Origin of the sequence: Bacillus sp. SKDU12 (genome assembly GCF_010093085.1) — a bacterium.
GTDB lineage: Bacteria > Bacillota > Bacilli > Bacillales > Bacillaceae > Bacillus > Bacillus mexicanus.
The window spans coordinates 32,863-56,038 of sequence record NZ_MSRC01000022.1; the positions used below are offsets into that span (position 1 = coordinate 32,863).

Sequence of the window (23,176 nt, forward strand, 5' to 3'; positions counted from 1 at the left end):
TCCCCGCTCTTTTATATTTTAACGCATTATCGATGGAAAGAGTACAGTTTTTTTCATGACATCGAAGATTCCTCTCGGCGTAATGCGTATATACGGAAGGTGTGTACTTTGCAAAAAGAGCAGCGTATAGACGGGATCACAAAACTCGTAGCCTCTCTCAGTCAAAAGCTCTATCAGCTTTTGTTCCTTCTTCAGCACATTTTCATACGCTTCCGAAGAAGCACAGCCGCATAGCGCAAGCGGAATTTCATGCAGAATGTTCCCATTTTCCGCAAGAACGATTCCTCCCCCGATCTCTTTCATGCGAGCGAATGCGAGCAGCATATCCGCTTTATTTTTTCCAATCGCGACAATATCGCCTGTCGTCGTAAAGGAGCTCACAAACCCTTGCACGCTTGAAGCAAACCCTTTTATCATCGTATTCACTCGCCATTTTCCATGTTTATCAATCATTGTCAAATAACTTTCATCATGATCAAACGAGAGCTGTTCCATCGAATTGTCAATCTCAATCATATACGGCTCCATAATGACCGCATTCCGCATTTTTACGCCCATCGGCATGGAAAACTGCAAATCATCCATCGTCATATCATATGAAAGCTTAAGCGGGACAAGACCGCCTTTGTCCCAGCTCATTTTTGTAAACGCCTTCAAATTACAGCCGTCTTCACGAAGGATGACCCCTTTTGACAATACAGTCACAGGATTCGGATGTAACGGATCTTCAAGTATGTTCAGCGACGCCAATCTTCCCGGTCCGACCACACCTAAATAATCATCCATTTGATAATACTTTGCAATATGAAATGATGCCATGTTGTAGGCATCGATTGCAGGTACACCTTCTTCTAGCGCGATGCGGATCAGCTCGTTTGTCATGCCGCCTTTATAAAAGTTCGGTGTCGCGCCGTCTGTCGTGTAAAAAAAGTGGTCATAACAGCGGAATCCCTTTTCATGCAGTTCCCGCAAGATTTTTCTTACATCTGGGCGAATGGAAGAATTCCGAAGGGAAACATAGTAGCCCTGTTCCAACCTTCTCATTACTTCATCACCTGTCATGGCTTCATGATCACAATCCGCTCCGAACAGCTTCATTTTTGTAAGCGTTTTATCCGAAGCGCCGGGGAAATGCCCTTCAATGCGTTTTCTCTGCTTCTTTGTAGTTTGCATGCAGTGAAGCATTAAATCATCACCATCAACTAAACGAGGCCATCCGGTCATTTCTCCGCCCTGAATCACATCCGGATGTTCAATCCACTGCTTTCTGACATCAAACGGAAGAACGTGGTCCTCGTTCTGAACCTCAGTCTGAAGGTCATAGCGTGACCACCAAAAATATTGAACAGGCTGCTTTTTAAGTTCATTTAATACGGTAAGCGCTTTCTTTTTTCCGGTTTGTAAAAGCAAAAATAAGTTATCATTCACGAATGTCGTTGTTCCGTATTGAGACACATATTCCGCCAGCGTTTGGGGATTATATATTTGAAAAGGATGTGCGTGCGGTTCGATATACCCCGGCACAATGTATTTTCCTTCACAATCGATCGTATGAATTTCTTCGGCTCGATTCGGAAGTTCATGACCCACGTAAACAATGCGGTCCTGATAAATCCAAATGTTTTTTTTAAGCCATTGTTTTACATATGGATTTAAGACGAGAGCATTCCGTAAAAGGAGCGTTGGAAGCAGCTTTGAGTCTACAACATCAACCTGTGCCCTGATGTCTTGGATTTTCCAGTTAAAGGTGCGTTCGGACATTCACATACTCTCCTTTACATGTATTAGACTCATGTTATCACATCCTTCCTCATGACGCATGATTAAAACGTAACAAGTTTTTGAAGGTCAATTACATTTGCAAGTACAAAGGAGCGGATTTCCATGAAGCCAAATATCAGTCTCATCAATGCAGTCTTCAGAATCGCATGCGGACTGACGATTATGTCAGCCGCCAGTGCAAAGTTTTCGAAAAAACCTTGGTGCAGAATGCACCTCTTTTACATCTTTATGGGGGCCATGAAAGCAGGATCGGGAATCTTGCGCTTCTGTCCTGTGACCTATATGTTTCAAAACAATGCTCCCGGCAATAACGAACAGGAGCATCAAAACAGATAAACAAAAAAGCTTGCTCACGATTCTTGAGCAAGCTTTTTCTTTATATAGAGATACCCTGCGGCTGCCAGCACTGTCGGATAAAGGAGTGCCCAGCCGCTGAATGAGTAAATCACTGCGCACGCCGCAAACGCCCCGAGCGCCATCCACCAGCCTGAATCTCTCCAGCTCAGCAGCTTCAGCGCTGCAGCCATTGTACATATGTAAGATGCGATAAAAGCCGCACTCGGTCCTTTTAACAGAGTCGTCAAATCGATTTGAAACAGGCAATGCGATATCAGCACTAAGCCAAACACTGCGGCCAGCGCTATCAATACACGGATAGGCGTATGATTTGTCTTGCCGAGTTTTCCGAAATAGATGGGAATGTGCCCTTCTCTCGCCAATGCGTACACCATTCGGGAAAAACCCGCAATATTGGCGTGAATGGTGGTAAATGTGATAAACAGCGCTAAACATACTGTTACAAATACGCCGCTTTCCCCAGCTCCTTTTGATATGAGCATGGCAAGCGATGCGATTTCTCCATTTTCTCCATACGAATGAGTCCCTATCGTCACAAATGACAGCAGGATGTACAGCCCTGCCACACAAGCCGCTCCCAAAAACAAGCTGATTGGGACATCTTTTTCAGGGCGATGAAATTCCTCAGCCAATGGAGTAATCATTTCCCAGCCTACAAATGAGAAAAAAATCATCACAGAAACAGATCCCGCGGCAGGCCAGCCATGCGGAAGAAACGGCTGAAATTCTGCTGCTTCGACATGAGGCAATGACACGGCAACCGAAGCGACAAGAAGAAATACGATGACACACATGACGAGTGTACTGATATTCGCGGATAGTTGAATACCTCTCATATGAAGCAAAATTGAGACAATCAGCATGCATCCCGCAATCAAAGTAATCTGCCAATCGGAAGCCTTTATGATGTAACTGATGTAATGCGCGCCAGTCAAAGCGATGATGGGAACACCGATCGGAACGGACCCTAATATGATCCAGCCCAAAACCGTGCCGGCTTTTTTCTGAAAAGCCAGCTGCACATAAGCCGTAATTCCTCCCGCACTGGGCGCTATTTTCACAAGCCGGGCCAGCGTGCCGACAAGAAGAAAAGATAAGAAAGACATAAACACCCAAACAAATAAAGAAGCGGGACCGGCTGCGTCAGCTGTGACAGACGGCAGAATCAATATTCCGCAGCCTAAAACGGCCCCAATCGTTAACGCCGTCCCTTGTATCCAAGTAATAGAACGCTGTAACTTTGGCAACATGCTACCCCCTCTCCCATTGATGGCTTTATTATAGGAAAAATAAGACGGCATCCATATGCTACAATGAAGTTAAATCAACAGTATCACCTTATGATTAAAGGAATTTTCATTCATTCGCCTAAATATGTAAAGGAGCCAGACAAATGGACGATACAGACCTTCAGATTCTCTCGCATTTGCAGCGAAATGGCAGATTAACAATGGTTGAGCTGGGAAAGCTTGTCGGACTCAGCTCGCCAAGCGCGGCGGAACGTGTCAGGAAACTGGAAGACAAAGGAGTGATTACCGGGTACAGCGCGAATATCTGTTACGAAAAACTAAACAAGCATGTCACCGCTTTCATCCTGATGGAGCCGAAAAGCTGCAAACACTACGCAGCCTTTGCCACAGCGCACCCAGATGTGGCTGAAAATCACCGCATTACAGGGATGTACAGCTATGTGACAAAAGTGGTGACAGAATCGGTACATACGCTTGAGGATTTTATTGACGCCTCGATGGCCCATGGCAAACCGACCACACTTGTTGTGCTTTCTTCCTCCGCTCAGCACCCCGCTTTTGCATAACAAAAAACCCGCAGCTCAATCTGCGGGTTTTGCACTTATTTTTGGGCAGCCTTCAAAGCGCGTGCGCCAATGTCTTTTCTGAAAAAGAGCCCCGGCTTAATCATCTCATCAACGGCTTTGTACACTCGGTCTCTCGCCGCTTCAAACGTTTCATCAAAAGCCGTCACATTGGCGACGCGGCCGCCGTTTGTGACAAACTCTCCGCCTTTTGCTTTCGTTCCTGCATGAAAGACCACAACCTGTTCTGTTTCCGCTGCAAGGCTGCCGATCGGCGTGCCTTTTGCATAGCTTTCCGGGTACCCTTCTGAAGCAAGCACAACACTTACAGCAGCGGTATCCTTCCATCTTAAGTCAACTTCCTTATCCTCTAAAAGATCAAGAAGCACCTGTACCATATCAGATTCCATGCGCGGAAGCACGACCTGTGTTTCCGGATCGCCGAAACGGGCATTAAATTCAATGACCTTCGAGCCGTTTTCAGTAAGCATCAATCCAGCGTACAAAACGCCAGTGAAGGAACGGCCTTCTTGTACCATTGCTTTTGCGGCCGGCTTAACGATCGTTTCTACAGCATGGCGAACCGTTTCTTCCGAAATTTGCGGAACTGGAGAGTAAGCGCCCATGCCGCCTGTATTCGGGCCTTTATCTCCGTCAAACGCCCGCTTGTGATCCTGAGCAATGACCATTGGATACACTTTTTCCCCTTTGACAAATGCCATCAGAGAAAACTCTTCACCGGACAAAAATTCTTCAATGACAACAGACGCGCTTGCATCACCGAACTTTTCATCCTCAAGAAAATCATGCAGGCATGCAATCGCTTCTTCCTCCGTCATAGCAACCGTTACCCCTTTTCCAGCGGCAAGTCCATCTGCTTTGATGACAATCGGAGCGCCTTTTTCCTGCACGTATGCCCTCGCCTCTTCAAAAGAGGTAAACGTGTCGTATTCTGCGGTCGGAATGTCGTATTTCTTCATTAAATCCTTAGCGAACTGTTTACTGCCTTCAATGATCGCAGCGGCTTTTGATGGACCGAACACGCGCAAACCGGCTTTTTCAAACTCATCGACCAGACCTTCAATTAAAGGAACTTCAGGCCCGACAATAGTCAGGTCGACTTGATTTTCCTTTGCAAACGAGACAAGCCCGGCGTGATCGCTTTCTTCAATATTTATAAGCTGTGCGGAGGCTGTCATGCCGTCATTTCCAGGAGCGGCAAATACATTCTCGACGAGGCTGCTTTGCGCTGCCTTCCATGCCAGCGTATGTTCTCTTCCGCCTTTACCGATAATGAATACATTCACGTCGTTTTCATCTCCTTAATGTTTGAAGTGTCTAATCCCGGTGAACACCATGGCAATGCCGTATTCATCCGCTTTTTTGATAGAATCCTCGTCACGCACAGATCCCCCTGGCTGAATAATAGCCGTAACGCCCGCTTTTGCCGCTTCTTCAACAGTATCCGGCATCGGGAAAAATGCATCAGATCCGAGTGCGCCGCCCTTCGCTTTTTCTCCTGCTTGCTCGATGGCGATCTTCGCTGATCCGACGCGGTTCATTTGCCCTGCCCCCACGCCGATTGTCATGTTGTCCTTCGCGAGAACAATCGCATTTGATTTCACATGCTTGACGACTTTCCAAGCAAGCTTCAAGTCTTCCCACTCTTGCTCGTTCGGCTCTCTTTTTGTCGGGATGCTAATCTCCGCATCATCGAAGCCGTGCATATCTAAGTCTTGAATGAGCAGCCCGCCTTGAACGGAAGTCAGCTGTTTTTCTTTTTGAACGGCAGCAGTCACATCAAGCGTCAGCAGACGAAGATTTTTCTTCGCAGTCAGGATGTCAAGCGCATCTTGGCTGAAAGAAGGGGCAATGATGATTTCTAAGAAAATGCTGTGAAGCACCTCCGCAGTTGCCTTGTCCACTTCACGGTTCAGCGCGATAATGCCGCCGAAGATCGATGTTTTATCTGCTTCAAACGCTCTGTCAAATGCTTCTGCGATCGTTTTCCCTGTTCCTACGCCGCACGGATTCATATGCTTCACAGCCACCGCAGCCGGCTCAGTGAATTCACGTACGATTTGAACTGCCGCGTCCGCGTCTTTAATGTTGTTGTAAGAAAGCTCTTTGCCGTGGAGCTGTTCCGCCTGCGCAATAGAGCCTTTGACTGGAAGTGCTGTTTGATAGAATGTCGCTTCCTGATGCGGGTTTTCTCCGTAGCGAAGCGATTGTTTTTTCTCAAAGGTCACTGTGAATTGCTCAGGTTCTTTTTCACCGACAGCATCTGTCAAATAGTCAGCGATCAGCGCATCATACGCCGCAGTATGACGGAATACTTTTGCCGCCAACTCGCGTTTTTTCTGAAGTGATACGCCGCCTTCTTCTTTGATTTGATTCAGCACTGGGCTGTAGTCCGCCGGATCGACGATAACCGTCACATCCTGATGGTTTTTTGAAGCCGCGCGCAGCATGCCCGGTCCGCCGATATCGATGTTTTCGATCGCTTCTTCATATGTGACATCTTCTTTAGAAATCGTTTCTTTAAATGGATAAAGGTTGACGACTACGAGATCAATCGGCTGAATTCCGTGTTCATTGATCTGCGCCATATGCTCTTCATTGCCGCGAACTGCGAGAAGGCCGCCATGAATATTCGGATGAAGTGTTTTCAGCCGCCCGTCCATAATTTCAGGAAAGCCTGTCACTTCAGAAATTCCGATGACATTCACATCGTTCTCTTGAAGAAGCTTTTTCGTTCCGCCTGTTGAGATGACTTCAACGCCAAGCTCTGTTAATTCTTTTACGAAAGGAACAAGATTTGTTTTATCTGAAACACTGATTAATGCACGTTTAATGGCCATGCCTTTTCACCTCTGTTATTTAATCCTAATAGCTGTTTAATCACACTCGGATACCATTTATGCTCAAGCTTCTGAATTTGCTGTTCGATCGTTTCCAATGTATCGCTTTCGTCTATTTCGATTGCCTTCTGAGCAATGATGGGCCCCGTATCCATTCCTTTATCGACGTAATGTACAGTGATTCCGGCCACCTTCACACCCGCCCGGTACGCCTGTCCGACTGCGTCGATCCCCGGAAACGCAGGCAGAAGCGATGGGTGAATATTAATGATTTTCCCTCCGTATGCCTGAAGCAGCGTATCGCCGATCAGCCTCATGTAGCCGGCAAGAATAATCATTTCAACATCATGAAGGTGAAGCTGTTCAATAATCGCCCGCTCAAATGCAGCCTTGTTTTCGTAAGACTTCGGCTCAAATGCAAAGGATGGAATTTGGTGCGTTTCCGCCCGTTCGATGACTTTCGCCTGCGGTTTGTCGCAAACGAGAAGCGATACGGACGCATCCCAGTTCTCCTCTTTCATCCGCGTGACGATGGCTTCGAAGTTTGAACCGTTCCCGGATGCAAATACAGCGAACTTTTTCATGAAAGTGCCGCACCGCCGAATGTGACGCCTTCGCCTTGTTTTACACGCCCGATCAAATAGGCTTTTTCGCCATGGCTTTCAAGCGTTTCGATCACATCTGTCAGATCCTCTTCTTTGACTGCCAAAATAAAGCCAATTCCCATATTAAAAACGTTGAACATGTCTTCTTCCTTCAGCTTGCCGTACTTTTGCAGGAAAGAGAAAATAGGCGGGATCGGCCATGAGCCGTGATCGATTTCCGCACTTAAGCCGTCTGGTAGCATGCGCGGGATATTTTCGATGAATCCTCCGCCTGTTACGTGCGCCATGCCGTCGATTTTCCCGCTTTTCACTGCGGCAAGAACAGGCTTGACATAAATTCTTGTCGGCTCAAGCAGTTCCTCGCCAAGCGGGCGCCCAAATGGTTCGTATGCTGTATCAAGATCCAGCTCAGCATCATCCAAAAGCACTTTTCTCACCAGAGAAAATCCGTTGCTGTGAAGGCCGCTGGAGCTGAGGCCGATCAAAAGATGACCTGCTTTGATATTGCCGCCAGTCACGATTTCGTCCTTTTCCGCCACTCCGACTGAGAAACCGGCAATATCGTATTCATCAGCTGTATATAGTCCCGGCATTTCAGCCGTTTCGCCGCCGACTAAAGCTGAACCTGACTGCTCACATCCGTCTGCCACACCTTGTACGATCTGCTCAATTTTCACAGGATCCGCTTTTCCGACCGCTAAATAATCGAGGAAAAACAGCGGCTCTGCACCTTGTGCCAGTACGTCATTGACACACATCGCAACAGCGTCCACACCGATCGTGTCATGCTTATCCATTGAAAAAGCGAGCTTTAATTTTGTACCGACACCGTCCGTTCCCGAGATTAAAACGGGCTTTTGATAAGAAAGCTCAGACAGGTCAAACATGCCGCCAAAACCGCCGAGGCTGCCCATCACGCCAAGTCGTTTTGTGCGCTCCACATGTTTTTTCATTCGTTTTACAGCTTCATATCCGGCTTCGATGTCAACTCCTGCGTTTTTATATGCTTCAGACATCCTATTCACTCCTTTAAGGCGCTTTTCAAAATATCTCCCTGTACGAGGGCAGAAAGAGAAAGGCAGCCGAATTGCGCTGCCTTATGTCATTTTCAAGTTTTATTTGGTTAATACGGCTTCTTTTACATGAGGAAGCACTGTATCCTGGAAAATTTCAGTCGGATATTTTCCTGTAAAGCAGGCAAGACACTGTCCGCAATTAGCATCCTCATATGGTCTGTCAATGCCTTTCAAGAGTCCTTCCACACTCAAAAATGAGAGGGTGTCAGCCCCGATTTCCTGACGAATTTCTTCAACTGAATGCGATGACGCAATTAATTCTTCATGTGTGGATGTATCAATGCCGTAAAAACACGGATGAGCGATCGGCGGTGAACTGATTTTGACATGCACCTCTGTCGCACCCGCTTCTCTGAGCATCGTGACAATCCGGCGGCTTGTTGTTCCGCGCACGATAGAGTCGTCTACCATGACGACGCGTTTGCCTTCCACAACCCCGCGCACCGCCGACAGCTTCATTCTCACACCTTGCTCTCGAAGAGCCTGGGATGGCTGAATAAACGTTCTGCCGACATAGCGGTTTTTGATTAAGCCGAGCTCATACGGAATGCCTGTTGCTTCTGCATAGCCGATCGCCGCAGAAATACTGGAATCCGGGACCCCTGTCACGACGTCAGCTTCAACTGCGGATTCCTGAGCCAGCATTTTCCCAAGGTTTTTACGGGCACTGTGCACGTTAATGCCGTCAATGTTGCTGTCCGGTCTTGAGAAATAAATGTACTCCATGCTACAAATGGAACGATTGATATTCATGGAAAAACGCTCTGATTTCATGCCTTCATCATTGATGATCAGCATTTCGCCCGGTTCTACCTCACGAAGATATGTCGCACCGACGACATCGAATGCGCACGTTTCTGAGGCGACCACATAAGCGCCGCCCATCATGCCGATTGACAGCGGTCTAAGCCCGTTTGGATCAAGGGCAACAATCATTTCTGTCTCGGTCATAATCAGAAATGCGTAGGCGCCTTTCAGCATGGAAAGCGCGTTTTTCATTTGCTCCTTCAGGGTGAAGTGGCCGCTTCTTTTGATCAGGTGAGCCAAAACCTCAGTGTCTGAGGAGGTTTGAAAAATGCTCCCTTGATTTTCAAGCTGCTGCTTCAGCTGAGTGGCATTGACAAGATTTCCGTTATGAGCAAGCGCCAGACTTCCGTTGTTTTGGGAATGGAAGAGGAGCGGCTGAACATTTTCGTATCCGCCGCCTCCAGCCGTCGCGTACCGAACGTGCCCGATAGCTCCTTTTCCCTTCACTTTACTGAGCTCGCCATTTTGAAAGACTTCCGTAATCAGCCCTTGGCCTTTGTGCGCTGTTATTTTTTCACCGTCAGTTGCGACAATTCCCGCGCCCTCCTGTCCTCTGTGCTGGAGGCTGTGGAGACCGTAATACGTGATTTGCGGAGCTTCTTCATGTCCCCAAATCCCAAAAACGCCGCATTCTTCATTTAAGCCTTTGATTTCAGCAAGCATGGGATAGCTCCTTTCCACGCGCGCTCAAGCTCTTTCGTTTGCGCATGAATCAATTGTTGTCCGTCTTGATTTTGAATCGTTAAAATTCCGTCAGCTGTAACCTCACCGACATGAACCGTATCTTCCACAGCTGCTTCAAACGCGGCTTGGTGTTCTTTCTTCACAGAAACGACAAAGCGGGATTGAGATTCAGAGAATAATAAGGCTGCTTCCCCTTCTATAGCTACGTTCGCACCAAGGTTTTCCCCCGTCATGACACTTTCTGCAATCGCTACGCCTAAGCCGCCTTCAGACACATCATGCGCAGATTGAACGAAGCCTTTTTTAATCGCGGCAAGCAATGCTTTTTGGCGAGCCAGCTCTACATCAAGATCGATTTGCGGCGCTTTTCCGTAAATGCGGCCTTCTGTCATTTTCTGCAGCTCGCTTCCGGCAAACTCAGGTTTTGTTTCGCCGATCACGTATATGAGATCTCCTGCTTCTTTGAAATGCTGTGTTGTAATATGTGCTGTATCTTCAATTAAACCGACCATGCCAATTACAGGTGTCGGGTAAATCGCCGTTCCGTTTGATTCGTTATAAAGCGAAACGTTTCCGCCGATAACAGGTGTGCTGAGAACATTGCACGCCTCACTGATGCCGTCAGCCGCTTTTTCGATCTGCCAGAAGATATCCGGTTTCTCTGGATTTCCGAAGTTAAGGTTATCTGTCACTGCAAGCGGTTCTGCCCCTGAGCAAATGATGTTGCGTGCCGCTTCAGCGACAGCAATTTTTCCGCCGGCTTCAGGATCAAGATAGAGGTAACGGGCGTTACAGTCTGTCGTCATCGCCAGCGCCTTTTTCGTTCCGCGGATTCTGAGAACACCTGCATCAGACCCAGGAGCGACAACTGTATTCGTGCGCACCATGTAGTCATACTGATCGTAAACCCACTCTTTGCTTGCGATCGTCGGCTGCTGGAGAAGAGCCTTCAGTGTTTCGTTCGCATCATCAATTCGAGGAGCCGGAACATCCGTTGCTAAAAACTCGCGGTAGTAGGCAGGCTCTTGAGATGGCTTATGATACACCGGCGCTTCTTCTGCCAAGGCATCAACAGGCAGCTCGCATACTACCTCTCCTTTGTGTGTCAGGCGAAGCGTTTTATCATCTGTGACACGTCCGACAGAAACCGCTTCAAGATCGTACTTGTCAAAAATATCGATGATTTCCTGCTCACGTCCGCGCTCAATGACCAAAAGCATCCGCTCCTGTGATTCAGAAAGCATCATTTCATATGCAGTCATACCTGTTTCACGCTGAGGAATCAGATCAAGGTTCATTTCAATACCAGAGCCGGCTTTACTTGCCATTTCCGCGCTTGAGCTCGTTAAACCGGCAGCTCCCATATCCTGAATGCCGACTAACGCATCACATTGGATGACTTCCAAACATGCTTCAAGCAAAAGCTTCTCCATAAACGGATCGCCGACTTGAACAGCAGAGCGCTTTTCTTCAGACGAATCAGACATTTCCTCAGAAGCAAACGTAGCACCGTGGATTCCGTCACGTCCTGTTTTCGCTCCTACGTACATGACTGTGTTGCCGACACCCTTCGCCTGGCCTTTTTTGATGTCTTCATGGTTGATTAAACCGACACACATGGCGTTGACAAGCGGATTCCCTTCATAGCTGCTGTCAAACTGCACTTCTCCGCCGACTGTCGGAATACCGATGCAGTTGCCGTAACCGGCGATACCCGCTACTACTTCTTCAAACAAGTACTTCACGCGCGGTGAAGTCAATTCACCAAATCGAAGAGAATTCAATACAGCGATTGGACGGGCACCCATTGAGAATACATCACGGATAATGCCGCCTACACCAGTCGCAGCGCCTTGATAAGGTTCAAGAGCAGATGGGTGGTTATGTGATTCAATTTTGAACACAACCGCTTGGTTATCACCGATATCAACAATCCCGGCGCCTTCTCCCGGCCCCTGCAGCACACGCTCGCCGCTTGTCGGAAATTTACGCAGAATGGGTTTTGAATTTTTGTAGCTGCAATGCTCTGACCACATAACAGAAAAAATTCCGATTTCAGTGTAATTCGGCAATCTGCCAAGAATGGATTCAATCAGTGCAAACTCATCATCACTGACACCCATTTGCTGATACATTTTCTCTTCTTTTATTTGTTCTTTACTTGGTTCAAGCAGTAGTGACATGAGTTTCCCTCCAATTTTTCACGATAGACTGAAACAAAGCAAGACCGTCGGCGCTTCCAAGCAGTTCATCAACCGCGCGCTCAGGGTGAGGCATCATGCCTAATACGTTGCCTTTCTCATTCACGACACCGGCAATGTCGCTGACACTCCCGTTCATATTGGAGCCGTATGTGAAAGCGATTTGGTTATTTTCTTTCAATGAAGCAAGCGTCTCGTCATCACAGTAGAAATTTCCTTCACCATGGGCAACCGGGATTGTAATTGATTGGCCCTTTTCATAAGAAGCTGTGAATAATGTTTTGTCGTTTTGCACAATTAATTCAGCCGGACGGCAAATGAACTTCAAATCTTTATTGCGTCTCATTGCCCCTGGCAGAAGGCCAAGCTCCTGTAAAATCTGGAATCCGTTGCAGACGCCAAGAACAGGTTTTCCTTCAGCGGCCGCCTGTTTGACAGCTGGCATAATATTCGCAAATCTGGCGATAGCACCGCATCTCAAGTAATCGCCGTAAGAAAATCCTCCCGGAATTAATACCCCGTCAAAGCCGTCAAGATTTGTTTCCTCATGCCAGACATATTCCGCTTCATGGCCTAGCTCATCCTTTACAGCATGATACATATCGATATCACAGTTGGAGCCGGGTAACACAATCACCGCAAATTTCACTGTGCGACTACCTCCTCAACCTCGTATCTGTAATCTTCAATCACTGTGTTCGCAAGAAGTTTTTCGCACATTTCTTTTACGAGGACATCAAGATCACGGTCAGATTTTTCAATGGTGAGCTCCATGTATTTTCCGATGCGTACATCCTGAACCTCGCTGTACGTCATACTGTGCAAGGCATGCTGGACAGCGCTCCCTTGTGGATCTAGCACACTTTCTTTTAAGCTGACATATACTTTTACTTTATACATGATGAATGCCTCCCAGTCTTTTGAAAATCTCTTCGTACGCGTCGGTTAAGCTTCCAAGATTGCGTCTGAATAAATCTTTGTCCAGCTTTTCGTTCGTGTCTTTATCCCACAAGCGGCATGTGTCAGGAGAAATTTCATCCGCCAATAGCACTTGCCCGTCTGCATCTAAACCGAATTCAAGCTTGAAATCTATTAATCTGACATGACAATCATCAAAAATCGTTTGAAGCTCTTCATTTACTGTTTTTGTAATGGACTTAATTGTTTCTACCTGCTCAGGAGTCGCCGCCTTCAAGAGCCAAATATGATCTTCTGTGATGAGCGGATCACCCAGCGCGTCGTCCTTATAATAAAATTCGATAATCGGCTGCTCGAGCTCCGTGCCTTCGGGAATGCCGAGACGTTTGGACATGCTTCCTGCCACAACATTTCTGACGACGACTTCAAGCGGCACAATCGTTACCTTTTTAATAAGCTGTTCTGTTTCTGAAATGCGCTCGATAAAGTGATTGTGAATGCCTTTAGCGTGAAGGTGCTTGAAAATGAAACTTGAAATTTCGTTATTTAAACGCCCTTTTCCGCTGATTTCTGCTTTTTTTTCACCGTTAAAGGCAGTGGCGGAGTCTTTGTACACGACATACAGCGTGTTTTCTTCATCGGTTCTATAGATCCTTTTTGCTTTTCCCTCATATAAAAGTTCATTCTTCACAATATTCACAGAAGGCCTCCTAACCCGAATGTTGGGAATTTTCAAACGACAGCAGCCTAGAAGAAGCCGCTTATCAGCTTCTTCTACGCTAAACCTAAACGTTCAAAGATCAGATCAACATTTTTCAGATGGTAGTTGTAATCAAAACAGTCAGCAATTTTTTCTGAAGAAAGACGGGATGTGATTTTCTCTTCCGCTTCCACAAGCTCACGGAACGGCACTTGTTTTTCCCATGCCTCCATTGCTTTTGGCTGCACTGTGTCATAGGCTTCTTCCCGAGTAAGGCCTGTGTCAATCAAAGCAAGCAGCACGCGCTGAGAGTAGATCAGGCCGAGCGTGCGATCCATGTTGCGCTTCATGTTTTCCGGGAAGACCGTTAAGTTCTTCACGAGGTTTGAGAAGCGGTTCAGCATGTAGTTGAGCGCGATTGTCGCATCGGGGAGAATAATCCGTTCAGCTGAAGAATGAGAAATATCGCGTTCATGCCATAATGGCACATTTTCATAAGCTGTTAGCATGTAGCCGCGGATGACGCGCGCCATGCCTGTCATGTTTTCTGAGCCGATCGGGTTGCGTTTGTGCGGCATTGCAGATGAACCCTTTTGCCCTTTCGCGAAAAATTCCTCAACTTCGCGTGTTTCACTTTTTTGCAGCCCGCGAATTTCCACTGCGAATTTCTCGATGCTTGTCGCAATCAAAGCAAGCGTCGACATATAATCAGCATGGCGGTCACGCTGTAAGGTTTGAGTTGAAATCGGTGCTGCTTTCAATCCGAGCTTCTCACATACATATTGCTCAACAAATGGATCAATGTTCGCATATGTGCCGACAGCGCCGGAAATCTTCCCAACCTCGATGCCTGCTTTCGCTTGTTTGAAACGCTCAAGATTACGTTTCATCTCTTCATGCCAAAGCGCAAGTTTCAAGCCGAATGTTGTAGGTTCAGCGTGTACGCCGTGTGTACGCCCCATCATGACTGTGTATTTATGTTCTTTTGCTTTTTCCTTAATAATGTCAACAAATCTCTCAAGGTCCTTGAGCAGAATATCGTTTGCCTGTTTTAATAAGTACGAAAGAGCTGTGTCCACGACGTCAGTTGACGTTAAGCCGTAGTGCACCCACTTTCTTTCTTCGCCCAATGATTCGGAAACGGCGCGTGTAAAAGCGACAACGTCATGGCGCGTGTCCTGTTCGATTTCTAAAATACGGTTGATGTCAAATGACGCGTTTTCGCGCATGACCTTTACGTCTTCTTTCGGAATAACGCCAAGCTCCGCCCACGCTTCACAGGCGAGAATCTCCACCTCTAGCCACGCTTGAAATCTATTTTCATCCGTCCAAATCGCGGACATTTCAGGTCTTGAATAACGTTCGATCATTCTGCTTGTCCTCCGTCTCTATTCATCCATTGATTTGTAATCTCCTGAATCCAGTCGTCTTCAGGCTGCTTCATAAAAGTAATATGCCCCATTTTGCGGTCTTTTTTAATATCATGTTTTCCGTATATATAAAGCTTTGCTTCTTTTAAAAGCTCCGGCACTTCCTCCACAAGCTTCACTTCATCACCGAGAAGATTCACCATCATGCCTGGCTTCAGCAAATCTGTTTTTCCCAGCGGAAGGCCGCATACCGCTCTGATATGCTGTTCAAACTGGCTCGTTTCGCATAGGTCCAGCGTATAATGCCCAGAATTGTGCGGCCTTGGCGCCAGTTCATTGACTAAAAGCTCTCCATCTTCTCTCAGGAACAACTCAACAGCAAGCGGTCCGACAAGATTGAGCTCCTCCGCAAGCTTAACAGCCAGCTCAGCAGCCTTCTTCTCAATTCCTTCCTCCACCCGCGCAGGCACGATGCTTTGGAAGAGAATATTGTTGTGGTGAATATTTTCAGCTGTCGGAAATGTTGAGATTTCGCCGTTTACCGATCTGACGACGATAACCGACAGTTCCATTTTAAAAGAAACCCAGCTTTCGAGAATGCAAGTGCCGTGTTCTAAAAGAGCGGCAGCCTGCTCCATTTGCGTCTCTTCCTTGATGACAAATTGGCCTTTGCCGTCGTATCCGCCGCGGCATGTTTTCAGCACTGCGGGAAGCCCGAGCTTATGTACCGCCTGTTTCAGTTCATCCTTTGTATGAACAATGCTGTACGGCGCGACTTCACAGCCTGCGGCTTGAATTGCTTTTTTCTCTGTTTCACGGTTTTGGGTAACGAGCAGCAGCTCACTTCCTTGCGGGAGATACGCATGATCCTTTAGCCAATGCAGCGCGTCATAGTCGATGTTTTCAAACTCATACGTGATGATATCGCTGATGTCAGCTAATTTCCGAATCGCTTCACGGTCATTGTAATGTGCGGTAATCTCGACATCCGCAACCTGCCCGCACGGCGAATCTTTCACCGGATCAACGACAGCGACTTTATATCCCATTTGTTTGGCGGATACAGCCATCATTTTCCCAAGCTGGCCGCCGCCGATAATGCCGATTACAGCTCCCGGATAGATGATTTGATTAGACAAGCTGATCACTGCTTTCTAACACCGTCTGTTTTGTATGTTCTCTTCTCTCATCCAGCTTACGGGCAAGCTCTTCGACAAAGGCTGACAAAATTTGCGCCGCTAACAGGCCGGCGTTCACGGCTCCCGCTTTGCCAATAGCTGTTGTTGCAACAGGCACGCCTCCAGGCATTTGAACGATGGAAAGAAGTGAATCCATCCCGTTCAGCGCTTTGGACTGAACGGGAACTCCGATGACCGGCAGTGTTGTTTTCGCCGCCGTCATCCCTGGAAGATGGGCCGCTCCTCCGGCACCGGCGATTATTACCTTGATGCCTCTTTCTCTGGCGGTTTCAGCGTATTCAAACATCAAATCAGGCGTCCGGTGAGCGGAAACAACCTTTTTTTCGTACGGAACATTAAGTTCGTCGAGTATGTCGCATGCGTTTTTCATTGTCTCCCAATCGGAAGTGCTTCCCATGATGACTCCTACTAGCGGCTGCATTCTGTTCCCACCTTCTCATGCTTTTGTTTTCAGAAAATAAAAAATACCCGCTCTGCATTGCACTTATGAGGAAGCAATACAAACCGGGCATGGTACATGTATCGTCAGTCGTTCGCTTCTGCGATATATCCATGTCAGTTTTATCGATCACTTTCCTGCATAGTCCGGCAATTTACGGTTGCCAGGTAGAAACTTATGGGCCATATTCCCAAGATTATATGAGGTCGTGTTTTGATTTCATGTTTATCTTAACAACGGACATGGATAATGTCAACGATATTATCGAACGATACAAAAATTCATTCTTTTAATGTTCGTGTTTTAGATCAATTTCCCTTCGAATATGATTTTTTTTCCGCACGGAACAATCTGAATTGACCCATTTTCCTTCTTTTCCATAAAAATAGGTTCTTCCATTCGCCGTACAGGCAAATATCCTTCTTCTTTCATTTGTTGAAGCACCGCATCAATGGTTTGCTGCTCTGTTACTTCAAACTTTTTCTTCTTCGGTTTTGCCATTATTCTTTAATTCTCCTCTTTTTCACTGCTTTAACCCAGAAGCCGCCATGGATTGTTTTTGGTTCATACGCAATAATAAAGGCTTTTGGATCTATTGTTTTAATCGTATCATACAGCTGGAGTTCATATCTTCTCGGTGTCAAAATCTGAAGGGCTGTGCGATCGCCTTCAAGCCCGCCGGCCACCCAGTTTGTCACACCGTAGCCTTTTTCCCGAAGCTGCTTCGGCAGATCAACATCAAGCTCCTTCGTAATCACATTGACCATAATATAGCCGAGTGCCAGTTTCTCTTCTATTTTCATACCGACAATCACACCAAGACCGTAACCGAGCGCATACGCGATCACATTTTGAATCTGGTCTAAGTTATCGAGTACAAGACTCAGCCCCATCACATACACCAATATTTCAATCGTACTGATGCCGGCCGCATAGTAGCGCTGGCCTTTCAGCGTTAATATCATTCTTATTGTGAAAAATGATACATAAACAATATTAATAATGAGAATGATGAGAACCATGGCTGCTCCATTTGATAAGACGGTTTGCATCATTTTATTTCAACTCCCTACTCTTCAGCTTGCATAAAGCATTCATATTCTACTAGAGAAATCGACCATTTACAATGAGTTGAGACCGTAATCTTAAGGAAAATATTTCGACACGCTTCATGAGATTAAACAGTAGTAGTTTACCCTCTTTCTCACTTTTTCAAAATCAAAATAAAAAAGCCCGCTTTTCAGCAGACTCACCTCTTCTCCTATATTGTCAAATCTCTTTTTTCACTCTCAGAAGGGACTTGTATTCTTTCTCAAGCTCACTCAGCGTATAATCGGCAAGCTGTTCCCCTCTCCCCTGATAAAATTCCGAAAGCAGTAATTTGGTTTTTAAAAATTGTTTTTTTTGATGAATCGCTCGGCGAAGCACCTCGGCCATGTCCATCATCCTCCCTTAAAATAAAGGCTTCTTGCGTTTGTATTTTACAACTTTTTCCTTATCATACATGGGTTAATCCTTTGAATCAACTATGTTTTTTAGATATATTTGTAAAATATGTGACATGAAAAAACCGGCTATAAACAGCCGGTTTTTTCATTAAAGCGGAATCAGCGATGCCGTGAAATATTCAGATATAAATGGCCAAGTCACCGCCGCAAACAGCAGCGCTACGGCAACCACCGCAAATACACAATAGATATAGTCAATTGGTGCATCGTGTGCCGCTTGATGCAGACGCTGCACATACAGCGCCATCGCAAAAAAGATTGAGAACAAGATCAGCACTGTAAACAGAACGGTCAACACTGAGATATTGACGATTGCAAAAATCATCCAAAGGATAGAAACTGCAATCACCGGTACAAGCAATGAACCCAAACCGGCAGCCGCTTCTCTGAATGTCACCCGCTGCTTTATCATATAGCGGGAGACAGCCCATACCGCTAAGACCATTACCGCTAAAAAGATCAGCAAATACACAAGAACGACTAAAAACCCGTCGTAAAAAGCATGATGGCGTTCTCCAAAACCGAGCGGCCGGTTCCAGCTCGCCTTTAATTGAAACCAGTTTCCAATTGAAAAGACGATACTGAATATAAGCATTGAAATCAAACCATACTTATAATGAGAAAAACCATCCGCTACCACGGTTTTCGCCGGTGATTTTAAAATCGAAAACGCAAAACCGCAATATCTGTTGATGGCTGCCCATATAGGCGCAAGCTTGTCTTTAACAGTTGATTCACCGCGTTTTTTGTGCGGTTTCTGCTTTTGCTTGCTTTGCCTGCTCGCCTTTCTGGACATTCTCGATAGCGGTTCTTCATCTGCATCTATTCTTTCACGCTGGTTAACTTCTTCTTCAAACGTTTCTTTTCTTTCTTCCGTCATGTCAGCAACTCCTATCAAAAAAATACGGCGGAATACCATTCAGAAAATAAAACACTTATATAAGGTATCGAAGCCTTCCTGAACAGTCAAGTCATTTAAATAAAGCCTAATGGCACATCTACATGACGGTATATCGTATGAAAAGGTTTTATCTTTTGCAACAAAAAAACCAGCTGCCGGCAGCTGGTTTTCATTGTTTATTTTAAGAAGATAAAGTACAGGATAAATACGGCAAACAGTCCGTACATGATCGGGTGAACCTCTTTGGCTTTTCCTTTGCACACCATCGTAATCGGATAGAAAATAAATCCGATAGCAATACCAGTCGCAATGCTGTACGTTAACGGCATCATGATCATGGTAAGGAAAGCAGGAACGGCCACCTCGAACTTATCCCAAGCAATTTTGCCAAGCGGCGCCACCATCAGCGCACCGACAATAATCAGCGCCGGAGCTGTTACGTTTGATGTAACGACTGAAAGAAGCGGTGAGAAAAACGTAGCAAGTAAAAAGAGAATACCTGTTACAATCGCCGCAAATCCTGAACGGGCACCGGCAGCTACACCTGAGCTTGATTCAACGTAAGAAGTTGTTGTAGACGTACCAAGCACAGCGCCAATGACAATGGAAGATGAATCAGCTAGAAGCGCGCGGCCCGCACGCGGCAATTTGTTTTCCTTCATCAAACCAGCCTGAGTCGCTACAGCAACAAGTGTACCCGCTGTATCAAAGAATCCGACAAACAGGAACGTTAAAATGACGATCAGCATTTGTACGGAGAAAATATCCGGCAGATGAAGCCACGCTTGTCCGAACGTCGGCGCAAGGCTCGGCACACTCCCGACAATTTGCGTCGGAACCGGAACCAAACCGAAAATCATGCCGGCTACTGCTGTTAACAGCATCCCGATAAACACGCCCGCGTTAACGCGAAGCACCATTAAAATAACTGTGACAACCACACCGAAAATCGTTAACAGCACAGGGCCGCTGTGAATGTTTCCGATGCTGACAAGTGTGGAAGAGTTCGCTGAAATGATTCCTGAACCTTGTAATCCAACGAATGTAATAAAAAGGCCGATACCCGCGCCGACTGCCAATTTCAGTTCAGGCGGAATGGCGTTGATGATTTTTTCACGAAAACCTGTTAACGAAAGAGCAACGAAAATAAGACCTGAAATGAAAACACCAGACAAAGCTGCCTGCCATGAAATACCCATACCGAGGACGACAGAAAATGCAAAAAACGCGTTCAGCCCCATACCGGGCGCGATGGCGATTGGATATTTCGCGATCAATCCCATTAAAATACAGCCTGCTGCCGATGCCAGCGCTGTCGCTGTAAAGACCGCACCCTGATCAATTCTCAGCGCCTCCGGAAAATCTTTCACGCTCTCCAAAGCAAGCGTAATCGGATTGACGAACAGAATATAGGCCATAGATAAAAAAGTCGTTAATCCGCCAATGATTTCATTGCGATAGCTGGTGCCCAGCTCATCAAACTGAAAAAACGTCTTCACGCTATTTGACTCCCTTCACTCTTTGCTATTTATCCTGCCCTGAAATCGCCAAATAAAAAACGCCCCAATACATTTTGGGACGCTTGACTACAGACGGATTCCAGTTTGAATAAATAAACGTGTTTTATTTATATCAAACGAAAGAAATGTTTACGTAGTCAAGCCATTTACGGTAGCTTGGTAGAAACTTGCGGGCCATATCCCCGCGATTATACGAATTCATCTTATTTGATTTCTGCGTCTATTGTACCAATTGCGACATGAAATGACAATATAAATAACGAACATTACTTATTAAAAAATTTGGTTTATTCGTCTATTGACTTAATTGGTATAAATGATAAAAAAGCCGTATGCATGACTGCATACGGCTTTTCAACTTATGATGACTTTTTTTCACTAGGCTGCTTCACCTGATGCACTGGTACAGTAAATGAGAATGGATTGGGTTGAATAAGATCATTTATAACACCTTTATCGATATACAGACCATACTTATCAAACTCGAAATGTTTTAAAGATAGCTTATCAAGATAGGCATCATCCAGTTCAAAAGTGGATACCATTTCGGCTGTGTTCATATTTTTCACTTTAGCTGTATTTGCTTTCAAATAATAACCTTCTTCATAATCACCTACTGGATCAGGCCAAGATTGCATTTTTTTCGTATCACCAAGACCAATCGTTTCACCTATATTCACTAAATCATTTTCGTCCATGCTTGAGGTATCAATTCCAGTGAAGCGGTATTGCACCAATACTTTTCTTCCTTCTTGTTTCATGTTATTGATTTCAATCCCTATGTTTTGATGGTTTGTTTTTGAAACATGAAACGGCATCTCAGCATTTAGCGGGACAATTTCACTGACCTCTGCCTCAGATTTAATATATGCTCTTAATGTTAGCTTTTTCGCTTTTGGATTAATTGGTGATTCTAACAGTGTTTGTCCTTTTACTCTTACCGTTCTCTCGTTTACCTTTTTGCGATTTCCAAGTTCGATGTTTGACTCTGTCATCTCATATGTGTTTCCTAAATCATCTTTGACTTCATCAATTGCCACCGTATCATTTTTTGCTATGCCTTGATAATCTATTGTAAATTGAAGGACAGATCCGAGCTTTCCGTTCTCCACTTGAATATTGGAAAATTGATAACGATTATGATGAGCTGATACCACTTTTGAGCTTTCTAAATAACTCGTTTTCTTTTTGGTAATCGGCAGTTTAAATCTCCAATTCCCCGGTATTTCATTGATCTGAGTAATCACAAAAGGCACGGTATCCCCATTTTTTATTTCTATCCCTTTTGTATAAAGCCTTAATTGACCAGCATATTGTTTGTTATTTAATTTTTTGAGCCTTAAAGAATCAGGATCGATTGAAAAATTATCGTTAAAACTCGAATTGCTCACACGATAGCTGAGCTCATTTTCATCAGACTGGAAGTTATCAACAGTAAAATTATAGACAAGCTGTCCGGCATCGTAATAGGAGCTGTTTACAGAAACGGTGATTCCTCTGGATTCAGCCTTTTCATTCAAAGCTGTGACCAAATTGCTTTCAAACAATGATAGGCCAACTTTATCTTGAAACTCCTTATAAATTTGGCCGACAATGGGTATGCTTCCCATCTCTTTGTTTATAGAAGGCAGGAAAAGACCGGACGTTAAATACAGTATACCTACCACAGCAGCAACAGCGATTCCATTAGTAATGTTTCGTCCCCATTTAAAACGTCGTCTGCTGTTCTTGTCATTTTCAGCACGAACGACAGCTTGATGTATTGCATTTTTGAGTGCTTTCTTTGGCACTGTTATTTCGTCATACATCTGTTTTACTTGGTATTTGTCCATTTATTTTGGTCCTCCTTTTCCAGCTCCTGCTTCAATGCTTTTCTCGCTCTATGTAAATGGGTTTTGATCGTGCCTTCTGCCATTCCCGTTTGTTCAGCTATCATTGAAATCGAATAATCTTGAAAATAATAGAGCTGAATCGTGAGCTGAACATGTTCATCAAGTGAATCAATCGCATTTCGCAAATCCATGTATTCCTCAATATTGGCTTGATCGGTTCCAGTATCATGCTGCTGCTCAAACGGAACCAAATCGCCTTTCTTTTTATTCATGGCAAAAATGGAATTGATCAATATTCGGGTTAGCCATGTTAAAAAATACTTTGGCTCTTTTAGTTTTTCTATATTCATAAAAGCTTTATAAGCCGTTTCCTGTACAGCATCAAGTGCATCCTCTTTATTTCTCAAATAGAGATAAGCTGTTTTATATAAAGTATCTTGATGTGCCAGCATAAGCTTTTCAAAGGCTCGAGTATTTCCTTTTCTCGCCTTTGTAATCAATCTTTCTTCCTTCACCTTATCCACCTCCTATGTTGTTAGATACGAAAACTGCCGAAACGGTTTCAAAAAGATAAAAAAACGCCCCTTTTTGTAAAAGGGACGT

Annotated in this window: 23 protein-coding genes and 2 riboswitches; of the genes, 2 read left to right on the forward strand and 21 right to left on the reverse strand. The window is 45.4% G+C overall.

Features of this window, described 5'->3' with window-relative positions; all coding sequences use genetic code 11:
• Window positions 1-18: 18 nt before the first annotated feature.
• On the reverse strand, window positions 19-1,761 hold the full coding sequence (locus BTW01_RS17515; protein ID WP_162104255.1) for an adenine deaminase: 1,743 nt from the start codon (window positions 1,759-1,761) through the stop codon (window positions 19-21).
• A 123-nt stretch (window positions 1,762-1,884) separates the two neighbouring features.
• Between BTW01_RS17515 and BTW01_RS17520 the strand changes: the two genes are divergently transcribed.
• On the forward strand, window positions 1,885-2,118 hold the full coding sequence (locus BTW01_RS17520; protein ID WP_162104256.1) for a YgaP family membrane protein: 234 nt from the start codon (window positions 1,885-1,887) through the stop codon (window positions 2,116-2,118).
• A 14-nt stretch (window positions 2,119-2,132) separates the two neighbouring features.
• On the opposite strand, the gene BTW01_RS17525 is transcribed toward BTW01_RS17520, so the two are convergent.
• Window positions 2,133-3,389 carry an APC family permease gene (locus BTW01_RS17525; RefSeq protein WP_162104257.1) on the reverse strand — a complete coding sequence of 419 codons (1,257 nt, stop codon included), beginning with the start codon at window positions 3,387-3,389 and terminating at the stop codon, window positions 2,133-2,135.
• A gap of 143 nt (window positions 3,390-3,532) precedes the next feature.
• Here BTW01_RS17525 and BTW01_RS17530 point away from each other — a divergent pair, with 143 nt between their 5' ends.
• Window positions 3,533-3,955 carry an Lrp/AsnC family transcriptional regulator gene (locus BTW01_RS17530; RefSeq protein WP_162104258.1) on the forward strand — a complete coding sequence of 141 codons (423 nt, stop codon included), beginning with the start codon at window positions 3,533-3,535 and terminating at the stop codon, window positions 3,953-3,955.
• Between the two features lie 35 nt (window positions 3,956-3,990).
• Here BTW01_RS17530 and purD read toward each other — a convergent pair whose 3' ends face one another.
• The 19 genes from purD to BTW01_RS17625 all read right to left on the reverse strand — a co-directional run bounded on the left by purD (window position 3,991) and on the right by BTW01_RS17625 (window position 23,088).
• The gene (gene purD / locus BTW01_RS17535; RefSeq protein ID WP_162104259.1) at window positions 3,991-5,259 is read right to left on the reverse strand and encodes a phosphoribosylamine--glycine ligase; all 1,269 of its coding nucleotides are present in this window, start codon (window positions 5,257-5,259) and stop codon (window positions 3,991-3,993) included.
• A 15-nt stretch (window positions 5,260-5,274) separates the two neighbouring features.
• Window positions 5,275-6,813, reverse strand: coding sequence for a bifunctional phosphoribosylaminoimidazolecarboxamide formyltransferase/IMP cyclohydrolase (purH, locus tag BTW01_RS17540; RefSeq protein WP_162104260.1), 1,539 nt, complete (start codon window positions 6,811-6,813; stop codon window positions 5,275-5,277).
• On the reverse strand, window positions 6,792-7,397 hold the full coding sequence (gene purN / locus BTW01_RS17545; RefSeq protein ID WP_162104261.1) for a phosphoribosylglycinamide formyltransferase: 606 nt from the start codon (window positions 7,395-7,397) through the stop codon (window positions 6,792-6,794). The genes purH and purN overlap by 22 nt, the downstream gene beginning before the upstream one ends.
• The gene (purM, locus tag BTW01_RS17550; RefSeq protein ID WP_162104262.1) at window positions 7,394-8,434 is read right to left on the reverse strand and encodes a phosphoribosylformylglycinamidine cyclo-ligase; all 1,041 of its coding nucleotides are present in this window, start codon (window positions 8,432-8,434) and stop codon (window positions 7,394-7,396) included. Before purM ends, purN begins: the two co-directional genes overlap by 4 nt.
• Window positions 8,435-8,533: 99 nt before the next feature.
• The gene (gene purF / locus BTW01_RS17555; RefSeq protein WP_162104263.1) at window positions 8,534-9,964 is read right to left on the reverse strand and encodes an amidophosphoribosyltransferase; all 1,431 of its coding nucleotides are present in this window, start codon (window positions 9,962-9,964) and stop codon (window positions 8,534-8,536) included.
• On the reverse strand, window positions 9,940-12,168 hold the full coding sequence (gene purL, locus BTW01_RS17560) for a phosphoribosylformylglycinamidine synthase subunit PurL (protein ID WP_162104264.1): 2,229 nt from the start codon (window positions 12,166-12,168) through the stop codon (window positions 9,940-9,942). Before purL ends, purF begins: the two co-directional genes overlap by 25 nt.
• Window positions 12,152-12,835 carry a phosphoribosylformylglycinamidine synthase subunit PurQ gene (gene purQ / locus BTW01_RS17565; RefSeq protein WP_162104265.1) on the reverse strand — a complete coding sequence of 228 codons (684 nt, stop codon included), beginning with the start codon at window positions 12,833-12,835 and terminating at the stop codon, window positions 12,152-12,154. The genes purL and purQ overlap by 17 nt, the downstream gene beginning before the upstream one ends.
• Window positions 12,832-13,086, reverse strand: coding sequence for a phosphoribosylformylglycinamidine synthase subunit PurS (gene purS / locus BTW01_RS17570; protein ID WP_162104266.1), 255 nt, complete (start codon window positions 13,084-13,086; stop codon window positions 12,832-12,834). Before purS ends, purQ begins: the two co-directional genes overlap by 4 nt.
• Complete coding sequence (gene purC, locus BTW01_RS17575; RefSeq protein WP_162104267.1) at window positions 13,079-13,804, reverse strand: phosphoribosylaminoimidazolesuccinocarboxamide synthase; 726 nt, start codon at window positions 13,802-13,804, stop codon at window positions 13,079-13,081. The genes purS and purC overlap by 8 nt, the downstream gene beginning before the upstream one ends.
• Window positions 13,805-13,878: 74 nt before the next feature.
• The gene (gene purB, locus BTW01_RS17580) at window positions 13,879-15,174 is read right to left on the reverse strand and encodes an adenylosuccinate lyase (protein WP_162104268.1); all 1,296 of its coding nucleotides are present in this window, start codon (window positions 15,172-15,174) and stop codon (window positions 13,879-13,881) included.
• Window positions 15,171-16,313 carry a 5-(carboxyamino)imidazole ribonucleotide synthase gene (purK, locus tag BTW01_RS17585; protein WP_162104269.1) on the reverse strand — a complete coding sequence of 381 codons (1,143 nt, stop codon included), beginning with the start codon at window positions 16,311-16,313 and terminating at the stop codon, window positions 15,171-15,173. The genes purB and purK overlap by 4 nt, the downstream gene beginning before the upstream one ends.
• Entirely contained in the window at window positions 16,306-16,794 is a 489-nt protein-coding gene (purE, locus tag BTW01_RS17590; RefSeq protein WP_162104270.1) for a 5-(carboxyamino)imidazole ribonucleotide mutase, read from the reverse strand. Before purE ends, purK begins: the two co-directional genes overlap by 8 nt.
• A 140-nt stretch (window positions 16,795-16,934) precedes the next feature.
• A riboswitch (purine riboswitch) is annotated at window positions 16,935-17,036 on the reverse strand.
• Between the two features lie 79 nt (window positions 17,037-17,115).
• The gene (locus BTW01_RS17595) at window positions 17,116-17,313 is read right to left on the reverse strand and encodes an NETI motif-containing protein (protein WP_162104271.1); all 198 of its coding nucleotides are present in this window, start codon (window positions 17,311-17,313) and stop codon (window positions 17,116-17,118) included.
• Complete coding sequence (locus tag BTW01_RS17600; RefSeq protein WP_162104272.1) at window positions 17,313-17,867, reverse strand: DUF2179 domain-containing protein; 555 nt, start codon at window positions 17,865-17,867, stop codon at window positions 17,313-17,315. Before BTW01_RS17600 ends, BTW01_RS17595 begins: the two co-directional genes overlap by 1 nt.
• 214 nt (window positions 17,868-18,081) lie before the next feature.
• A complete protein-coding gene (locus BTW01_RS17605; protein ID WP_162104273.1) occupies window positions 18,082-18,249 on the reverse strand; it encodes a Fur-regulated basic protein FbpA in 168 nt (55 codons plus the stop codon).
• A gap of 159 nt (window positions 18,250-18,408) precedes the next feature.
• Window positions 18,409-19,200 carry a hypothetical protein gene (locus BTW01_RS17610; RefSeq protein ID WP_162104274.1) on the reverse strand — a complete coding sequence of 264 codons (792 nt, stop codon included), beginning with the start codon at window positions 19,198-19,200 and terminating at the stop codon, window positions 18,409-18,411.
• A 197-nt stretch (window positions 19,201-19,397) separates the two neighbouring features.
• Window positions 19,398-20,720, reverse strand: a complete 1,323-nt coding sequence (gene pbuG, locus BTW01_RS17615; RefSeq protein WP_162104275.1) for a hypoxanthine/guanine permease PbuG — start codon at window positions 20,718-20,720, stop codon at window positions 19,398-19,400.
• Window positions 20,721-20,855: 135 nt separating this feature from the next.
• Window positions 20,856-20,957: riboswitch (purine riboswitch) on the reverse strand.
• 143 nt (window positions 20,958-21,100) lie between these two features.
• On the reverse strand, window positions 21,101-22,573 hold the full coding sequence (locus tag BTW01_RS17620; protein ID WP_162104276.1) for a DUF4179 domain-containing protein: 1,473 nt from the start codon (window positions 22,571-22,573) through the stop codon (window positions 21,101-21,103).
• Entirely contained in the window at window positions 22,555-23,088 is a 534-nt protein-coding gene (locus BTW01_RS17625) for a sigma-70 family RNA polymerase sigma factor (RefSeq protein ID WP_162104277.1), read from the reverse strand. The genes BTW01_RS17620 and BTW01_RS17625 overlap by 19 nt, the downstream gene beginning before the upstream one ends.
• Window positions 23,089-23,176 lie beyond the last annotated feature (88 nt).

Coding starts and splice junctions, on each gene's coding strand:
- BTW01_RS17515 (WP_162104255.1), bottom strand. CDS start 1,761: ATGTCCGAACGCACCTTTAACTGGAAAATCCAAGACATCAGGGCACAG.
- BTW01_RS17520 (WP_162104256.1), top strand. CDS start 1,885: ATGAAGCCAAATATCAGTCTCATCAATGCAGTCTTCAGAATCGCATGC.
- BTW01_RS17525 (WP_162104257.1), bottom strand. CDS start 3,389: ATGTTGCCAAAGTTACAGCGTTCTATTACTTGGATACAAGGGACGGCG.
- BTW01_RS17530 (WP_162104258.1), top strand. CDS start 3,533: ATGGACGATACAGACCTTCAGATTCTCTCGCATTTGCAGCGAAATGGC.
- purH (WP_162104260.1), bottom strand. CDS start 6,813: ATGGCCATTAAACGTGCATTAATCAGTGTTTCAGATAAAACAAATCTT.
- purN (WP_162104261.1), bottom strand. CDS start 7,397: ATGAAAAAGTTCGCTGTATTTGCATCCGGGAACGGTTCAAACTTCGAA.
- purM (WP_162104262.1), bottom strand. CDS start 8,434: ATGTCTGAAGCATATAAAAACGCAGGAGTTGACATCGAAGCCGGATAT.
- purF (WP_162104263.1), bottom strand. CDS start 9,964: ATGCTTGCTGAAATCAAAGGCTTAAATGAAGAATGCGGCGTTTTTGGG.
- purL (WP_162104264.1), bottom strand. CDS start 12,168: ATGTCACTACTGCTTGAACCAAGTAAAGAACAAATAAAAGAAGAGAAA.
- purS (WP_162104266.1), bottom strand. CDS start 13,086: ATGTATAAAGTAAAAGTATATGTCAGCTTAAAAGAAAGTGTGCTAGAT.
- purB (WP_162104268.1), bottom strand. CDS start 15,174: ATGATCGAACGTTATTCAAGACCTGAAATGTCCGCGATTTGGACGGAT.
- purE (WP_162104270.1), bottom strand. CDS start 16,794: ATGCAGCCGCTAGTAGGAGTCATCATGGGAAGCACTTCCGATTGGGAG.
- BTW01_RS17595 (WP_162104271.1), bottom strand. CDS start 17,313: ATGGCAAAACCGAAGAAGAAAAAGTTTGAAGTAACAGAGCAGCAAACC.
- BTW01_RS17600 (WP_162104272.1), bottom strand. CDS start 17,867: ATGATGCAAACCGTCTTATCAAATGGAGCAGCCATGGTTCTCATCATT.
- BTW01_RS17605 (WP_162104273.1), bottom strand. CDS start 18,249: ATGGCCGAGGTGCTTCGCCGAGCGATTCATCAAAAAAAACAATTTTTA.
- BTW01_RS17610 (WP_162104274.1), bottom strand. CDS start 19,200: ATGACGGAAGAAAGAAAAGAAACGTTTGAAGAAGAAGTTAACCAGCGT.
- BTW01_RS17620 (WP_162104276.1), bottom strand. CDS start 22,573: ATGGACAAATACCAAGTAAAACAGATGTATGACGAAATAACAGTGCCA.